This is a genomic window from Burkholderia sp. S171, assembly GCF_009766085.1.
GTDB lineage: Bacteria > Pseudomonadota > Gammaproteobacteria > Burkholderiales > Burkholderiaceae > Caballeronia.
Genome location: NZ_LMUF01000037.1, coordinates 1 through 6,207 on the forward strand (window position 1 = coordinate 1; position 6,207 = coordinate 6,207).

7 protein-coding genes are annotated in these 6,207 nt (G+C 53.2%); 5 read left to right on the forward strand and 2 right to left on the reverse strand.

Annotated features, from left to right (window positions below; translation table 11 throughout):
- A partial coding sequence (locus tag GSQ93_RS19485; protein WP_174254651.1) for an aminopeptidase P family N-terminal domain-containing protein occupies positions 1-516 on the reverse strand: 516 nt, incomplete at its 3' end.
- A gap of 27 nt (positions 517-543) precedes the next feature.
- Positions 544-1,404 (reverse strand): hypothetical protein, encoded by an 861-nt coding sequence (locus GSQ93_RS19490; protein WP_158937296.1) that lies wholly within the window; start codon positions 1,402-1,404, stop codon positions 544-546.
- A 297-nt stretch (positions 1,405-1,701) separates the two neighbouring features.
- On the opposite strand from GSQ93_RS19490, the gene GSQ93_RS19495 reads away from it, so the two are divergent.
- The 5 genes from GSQ93_RS19495 to GSQ93_RS19515 all read left to right on the forward strand — a co-directional run.
- On the forward strand, positions 1,702-2,610 hold the full coding sequence (locus GSQ93_RS19495) for a LysR substrate-binding domain-containing protein (protein ID WP_158937297.1): 909 nt from the start codon (positions 1,702-1,704) through the stop codon (positions 2,608-2,610).
- Between the two features lie 307 nt (positions 2,611-2,917).
- Positions 2,918-3,955 (forward strand): glycine betaine ABC transporter substrate-binding protein, encoded by a 1,038-nt coding sequence (locus GSQ93_RS19500; protein WP_158937298.1) that lies wholly within the window; start codon positions 2,918-2,920, stop codon positions 3,953-3,955.
- Between the two features lie 22 nt (positions 3,956-3,977).
- Complete coding sequence (locus GSQ93_RS19505; RefSeq protein WP_158937299.1) at positions 3,978-4,916, forward strand: proline/glycine betaine ABC transporter permease; 939 nt, start codon at positions 3,978-3,980, stop codon at positions 4,914-4,916.
- On the forward strand, positions 4,903-5,718 hold the full coding sequence (locus GSQ93_RS19510; RefSeq protein WP_158937300.1) for a glycine betaine/L-proline ABC transporter ATP-binding protein: 816 nt from the start codon (positions 4,903-4,905) through the stop codon (positions 5,716-5,718). The genes GSQ93_RS19505 and GSQ93_RS19510 overlap by 14 nt, the downstream gene beginning before the upstream one ends.
- A gap of 105 nt (positions 5,719-5,823) precedes the next feature.
- Positions 5,824-6,207, forward strand: a 384-nt coding sequence (locus GSQ93_RS19515) for a porin (RefSeq protein WP_158937301.1), incomplete at its 3' end; no start/stop codon positions are given.

Below are 6,207 nucleotides of genomic sequence, written 5' to 3' on the forward strand. Positions count from 1 at the left end.
TTCGACTTTAATGCTCTTTGCCAGCTCGATCGGTATCTGCGCGTCTGACACGTCGAAGCCGGCGTCGATGAGCGCGCGTACTGCTCCAGTGGTACTTCCTTCTATGGCCACGCGGTTCCCGAACAGACCGTGATTCCGAACCACTTCTCTAATATCGTCGACGAACGCGCTGACGAATCCCGTGTGTTTCTCGCCAGAATGCAGCGGCATGATGGGTTGCGCCGGCCTGATCTCGTCGATCGTGTCTAGATGGGCAGCCAGGCCCTCGCAGGAACGGTACTCATACAAAGTAACAGGACCCGCCGCGGGAACGACCAGATAGCGTGCTGGGTTGCGCACGGAATATACCTGCATGTTTCGTGCACCGCACGCGTATCTGATGTTGATCGGGTCGAAGATTACGGCCACGGATATTTCGGCCCTCAACAGTTGATCGCGAACACGTTGCAAGCGACTTGCCTCCACACCGCGAACGATAGCCTCGTCAATGTTGCAAAAGCTTTTTGGTTCGAACAATGACTGTTCCTGCATATTATTTTTCCCCTAGTCCAGGAGTCCGTCAGCCCGGGATCGGGCTTCCGCTTCCAAATGCGCTTTGTGAACCCGGCCGTACACCACGCGCGTTCGCTCTGCCCGGCCGATGACCCCAGGTTGTGTTGCATAACCGAACAGCAACGTGTGGCGCTCTCCAGTTGTCGAGGTCACTCGATGCAAAGAGTTTCGTCCTTTGAACAACTGCACATCGCCAGGTTGAAGTTCGAGCGACACGACCCGCTTCCGGTCGCCGTTTAAAACGGACTTGACGGTGGGGAAGTTCTCGTTATGTTGACTCCGCAAACCGTTGCAATACTCGAACAGTCCACCGTCATCGGGTTTTATGGTCAATAAGCTGACTACAAAGTCATTTGTATCGAAGTGCCAAGGTAAAGCCGATCCGTCGGGCATTACGTTAATGACAAGCCCTGCGATAGGATCTGCGTACTCGTGAATCGTCGTGAGGTTCAATACATCTGCGACGAACCGTTGAAACGCGAGGTCGTGGTAAAGCTGACTGGTAATCGAGCCGGGCGGAATCACGTCCCGTGCGACAAAACCGTTGCTAAAGGCCTGAAAGGTACGTCGTGGGTCATCCGGATTCAGCGAAAGGTCCTCTTGTGTGGCATACGGGTTCACTTTCCGGTGACTGAAATATGCGAACCTGGATAATTGCCGGCTCTCGTTCTGGAGGACCTCGATCCTCTCTGGGCGAATAAAGTCACGAATGACAGCGCATCCGGTAAGTTCGAGTTCTTCGCGAAAGGCGCCGATCTTCTCTTGTAAAAGAGGGTCGTCCCGGCCGTATATCGGATACTTTTGAACATTCACGAGGTCATTCAATGCGATCTGCGTATCGGGGGGTTTCATTTTGATTTCACTCGCGGTGAGGGCGGAATGGGCGGCCGACCAGGTTTGAGCTCTAAACCGTGTCAGAGGCTATCGCCCGCGCCGTTGATCAGTGCTCGAATCGTGCACGCGCGCGTGCCGGATCGTCAAAGCAAATTTCGTGGTGCTATGCATGCAGAATTTGCATGCAAGCCGCTGTCGAGCTACGCTGACAAAACTAGATGTCTAAGTAGACTGGGAATTCTGCATGCGCTAATGTGTTTTGCGCGCGGTAGGGAAAGGCACAAACCAGTAAGTAGCAGAGGAGGACAGCAAACCATGGCACTACATTCAAAGAAGCGGTTGCCGCCACTCAACACGATCACTGCCTTCGATGCGTCAGCCCGATTGATGAGTTTTACCAAGGCAGCGGACGAACTTCATATGTCGCAAGGTGCAATCAGCCGTCAAGTACAGGTTTTGGAAGCGCGCTTGGGTGTTGCGCTGTTTAGTAGAAATCACAAGGAAATTAAACTGACCAAAGCTGGGACAATCTTCCAACTGGCCATTAGTCAGAGTTTGTCGTCGATCAAACGAGCCGTTGCGGTGATAGAGGCGCTTGAGACCAACACGGTGACGATCGCCGCCAGCGTTGCGATGTCAAGTTTTTGGCTGATGCCGGCTGTCATTGCTTTTCGAAGTTTGCACCCTGAAATAAATGTCCGAGTTATCGCCTCGAATCAACCGGTCGATCCGAGAAAGGAGGCGGTGGATTTTGCAATTCGCTATGGTGACGGTAATTGGCCAGGTGTAGAAAAAGAATGGCTAGTTGACGAAATCATTTTTCCCATATGCAGCCGGGAATATTTGAAAACCAGAACGATTAACAGTGTGAACGACCTTTTCTCGGAAACGTTGATAGATTTGGACGATGGAATATCGTGCTGCTGGGAAAGCTGGTTTGAAATGCAAGGTATTGATATGCAGCCGGCGCGACGTGCAATAAGGGTGTCCAATCATGACTTGGCGCATCGCGCAGTATGTGCCAACGAAGGTGTCGCTCTGGGGTGGAATTATGGGATTCCGCGAGACGTTCGCGAGACCATACTCGTTCGTCCTCTCGCCGTAAGACTGAAGACTGGATACTCCGAGTTTCTCACGATGACTTCTAAAGCAGATCTATCCGATGACGCGCGCACGTTTCTGAATTGGATCGTTGGTTACGCTAAGACGAGCACTTGGCAGTAGGCCATCCCGAGCAAGCCGTCAGCCCATTCGCCCCGTGTGCGGCGATCGCATGACGACGAATGTTGCATGCGGGTAATCACGTAGTCCCAGCGTTTTCGAACAGCAAGGCCGAACCGCGTCCTTGCTGGCAAAGACAGTCCAGTCGCGGCACCACCTCGTGCATCCAACGCTTGCATGCGAAATTTGCATGCAAGACAACCACAACTTTGGTTTGTTTGCAGAAATTGTCCCGCATACGCTTTGTCCATGGTCAACGGAGGAACCGCCTCCGCCATCTTAAATACTTAATATAAAAGGAGCTTATCACATGCGTAAGTACATTCTTTTTAAGACACTCGTTGTCGCCGCGATGTCTTTCCTTGCGAACGGATCTGCCATTGCCGCGCCTCCCATTTGCAATCAGGGCGCGCCAGTAAAGTTCGCGGAACTGGGGTGGGACAGTGGGCGTTTTTATACCGAACTATTTCGAGTGATCCTCGAACGAGGTTATGGCTGCAAGACCGAGTCGATTCCCGGGACCAATGCAATTTCACAAAACGCTCTCATTACGGGCGATCTGGACGTGTTCGCCGAGTATCCGACCGGAAGGACACTCGCCGTCGAGCAAGCGGCGGCCGAAGGTAAATTGAAATTGGTCGGCAACCTTCTCCAGGGAGGTATACAGGAGGGTTTCTACGTGCCTGAGTATGTGATTAAGGGTGACGTGAGCCGCAACATCAAACCCTTGGCACCAGATTTGCAAAGCGTGCCGCAACTGGCGAAGTACGCGACTATTTTTGCTGACGACGAAGACCCGAGCAAGGGGCGCATCCTGAATTGCCCAATCGGCTGGCAGTGCGAATCCGACAACGCACAGAAGATAAAAGCATACGGCCTCGCGAGCAAATACACGAACTTCCATCCAGGAACGGGGGCCGCACTTGACGCGACGATCGTTTCGGCATTCCAGCGCGGAAAGCCGATCGTATTTTATTACTGGCAGCCGACTTCGATTCTCGGCAAGTACAAGGCCATCCGCTTGACCGAAGCACCCTATAACGAGGCCTGCTGGAAGACGATCTCGGATAAGGCCACAGCAGCTCCGTGTCCCTCCGCTTCGCCCCCCAACACGGTAAAGGCGATTCTCAGTCAAAAAATCAGCGCAAGTGAGCCGCAGTTACTCGCACTTGCGAACAATGTGTCGCTGACGATGGACAGTATTCAGGCGCAACTCGCCAAGCTCGATGGCGGCAAGATGACTGCGCGTCAGGCGGCAGATGACTATATACAGGCGAACCCGGAATCGGTTAAGCAGTGGTTGCCATCTGGCATTGCCGAGAAGGTTCTTGCCTCGAAATCCCAGTGAGGGCGTGATCAACGCAGCGGACATGACCGACTTCTTTTTGCACCTGAATTTTGCGAACACGATAAATGTCTTCTTTGCCGACGTAGTTGCACGCTACGGGGATTTATTTCACGCAGTTAGCGTTCGGCTCCTCGTGTATGGGCTTAATCCAGTTGAGACATTGCTTCACCTGACACCCGCACCCCTCTTGATTTTCCTGATCGGAATCATTTCATGGGTCGGAAACCGGAAACTTCTTCAGGCAGCATTCTTGATGCTGTTGATCTACTTGATCGGGTGCCTCGGGTTATGGGAAAAATTGATACTCACCTTGGCGATCATGCTGGTTTCGCTTGCGATAACAACAGTCTTGGGGATTCCATTGGGGATAGGGATGGCAAAATCGAGCGGTTTGCGGCGGGTGCTGAATCCTGTGCTGGATTTGATGCAAACGCTCCCATCGTTTGTCTATTTGATACCAGTTCTAATGCTCTTCGGTCTTGGGAAGGTGCCGGCAATCCTCGCGACGACAATCTACGCTTTGCCGCCGCTCACGCGTCTGACTGAACTAGGTCTGCGGCAAGTCCCGGCGGACGTCCTGGAGGCAGCCGATGCGTTCGGGGCTCATCCAATACAAAAGCTGCTGAAGGTGGAACTGCCGCTCGCATTGCCTTCGATCATGACGGGTCTGAATCAGGCCGTAATGATGTCCCTTGCAATGGTTGTAGTGGCGTCGATGATCGGTGCCAGGGGGCTAGGCGAAGACGTACTCGCGGGCATCAACAATCTCGATATGGGTCTTGGCGCCCAGGCAGGACTGGCGATCGTCATTCTCGCGGTGGTATTTGATCGGGTGACACAAGGATTTAGCTCCGGCCGGCGCAACCGTCGCAAGATGCCTTCGAAGTCGATACGGAAGTCAGTTCGAAAACAGTTGATTGAAGACACACCAGCCCGCGGAGTGGAAAATGAGCGCGCTTGAATTGAGGCATTTGTACAAGGTTTTCGGAGGCTCCTCACTTCGAGTGCGAGAGGCCGTCGTCCAGGCGAAGCAGGGCGCCACCAAGGACGCGATTCTTCAAGACACGGGCTGCAACGTGGCGGTGCGGGATGTGTCGATGAAAATCGAACAGGGCGAGATTTTTGTCATCATGGGCCTGTCTGGATCCGGCAAGTCGACTCTTGTGCGCCACTTCAATCGGTTGATCGAACCAACCGAAGGAAGTCTGTTCCTTGATGGGGTAGACGTACTTTCGCTGACCACGAACGAGCTTCGCAGGCTCAGGCGCACTCGTATGAGCATGGTATTTCAGAGCTTCGCCCTCCTTCCCCACAAGACGGTCCTCGAGAACGTTGCCTTCGGTTGCCTGCTTCGAGGCGATCGAAAGAAGGATGCCCTTGGAAAATCTCGAACGTGGATCAACGGCAGGATTGGTCTCAACGGTTATGAAACCCGATATCCCGACGAGCTCTCCGGGGGTATGCGCCAACGAGTCGGTCTCGCGAGAGCACTGGTATCAGATCCCGACATCCTGTTGATGGACGAAGCTTTTAGCGCTCTGGATCCGCTGATCAGATGGGACATGCAGGACGTGCTTCTTGCGATGCAAAAGGAACTCAGGAAGACCATTATTTTTATCACCCACGACATTGATGAAGCCATGCGCATTGGCAACAAGATCGCGATTATGAAGGACGGGGCGCTTGTACAGGTTGGATCGCCCGCGGATATTCGCGAGAATCCAGCGAACGACTACGTGAGGCGATTCTTCGAACACGCGTAGTCCTCGGAGGTAGCATCCTTTCTCTGCGGGAGGTGCCTAACTTTAACAGCATGATCATTTCTTATTTCTCTGTCACGCATCCAACTCAATAATATAGGAATCCAAATGAAAATCCTGAAAATCTCGGTTGGTCTCGCTTTATCGTTAGGGTATGTGGTTGCCCATGCGCAAGGAAGCGTCACGCTCTATGGAATTATAGACGAGGGTCTTAACTATACGAATAATGTCGGAGGCCAGAAGGCGTACCAGATGGAAAGCGGTTACGCCTATGGCAGCCGTTGGGGGTTGAAGGGTTCGGAGGACCTTGGCGGTGGCATGAAAGCGGTCTTTACTCTTGAAAATGGTTTTGACCTGAACACAGGCAATTCCAACCAGGGCGGCCGTATGTTCGGCAGACAGGCGTTGGTAGGTATCGACGCCGGGACCTACGGGTCGTTCAAGATGGGACGCCAGTACGACTCGGTGGTGGACTATCTCGCACCGACCACG

Excerpts from the sequence above, each read along its gene's own strand:
- GSQ93_RS19490 (WP_158937296.1), bottom strand. The coding sequence starts at position 1,404 with ATGAAACCCCCCGATACGCAGATCGCATTGAATGACCTCGTGAATGTT.
- GSQ93_RS19505 (WP_158937299.1), top strand. The coding sequence starts at position 3,978 with ATGACCGACTTCTTTTTGCACCTGAATTTTGCGAACACGATAAATGTC.
- GSQ93_RS19495 (WP_158937297.1), top strand. The coding sequence starts at position 1,702 with ATGGCACTACATTCAAAGAAGCGGTTGCCGCCACTCAACACGATCACT.
- GSQ93_RS19510 (WP_158937300.1), top strand. The coding sequence starts at position 4,903 with ATGAGCGCGCTTGAATTGAGGCATTTGTACAAGGTTTTCGGAGGCTCC.
- GSQ93_RS19500 (WP_158937298.1), top strand. The coding sequence starts at position 2,918 with ATGCGTAAGTACATTCTTTTTAAGACACTCGTTGTCGCCGCGATGTCT.